This is a genomic window from Bradyrhizobium sp. PRIMUS42 (genome assembly GCF_023006515.1).
In the GTDB taxonomy this organism is placed as follows: domain Bacteria; phylum Pseudomonadota; class Alphaproteobacteria; order Rhizobiales; family Xanthobacteraceae; genus Bradyrhizobium.
The window spans coordinates 1-560 of record NZ_JALBGZ010001492.1 but is presented as its reverse complement, the minus strand read 5'-3'; the positions used below and the strand labels follow the sequence as shown (position 1 = coordinate 560).

The 560-nt window shown below is 69.6% G+C and carries 1 pseudogene; it reads left to right on the top strand.

Annotated elements, in window-relative coordinates:
• Positions 1-560 (top strand): annotated as a pseudogene (locus MOV75_RS41255) (methyl-accepting chemotaxis protein); the annotation flags it as partial.

Sequence of the window (560 nt, the reverse complement as noted above, 5' to 3'; positions counted from 1 at the left end):
GACGCTCACCGCCGACGTGCAGCGCTCGCTGTCGCTGGCCGGCTCCACCACGGCGGAATCGATCACCGCCGGGGCCCGCGATGCGCAGAGCACGCTGATCGCGGCCTCGACCGAGACCGCCAACCAGATCAAGGCGCTGTCCTCCGACGTACAGCGTTCGCTGACGATGGCCGGCACCTCGACCGCCGAGATCCTCACCAGTGGCGCCCGTGAGGCCCAGAACACGCTGGTTGCCGGGTCCTCGGATGCGGCGGCCCAGGTCAAGTCGCTCGCGGCCGATGTGCAGCGCTCGCTCACGATGGCCGGCACTTCGACCGCGGAAACCATCACCGCTGGCGCTCGCGAAGCGCAGAACATGCTGGTGACGGCGTCCTCCGAGGCGGCGAACCAAGTCAAGTCGCTCTCGGCCGAAGTTCATCGTTCGCTCTCGCAGGTCGGCCAGTCCACCGCCGAGACCATCACCACCAGCGCCCGCGACGCCCAGAGCACCCTGCTCACGGTCTCGGCCGAACAGACCAGCCAGGTCCGTTCGCTCGCGGCCGAGATGCAGCGCGCGCTGG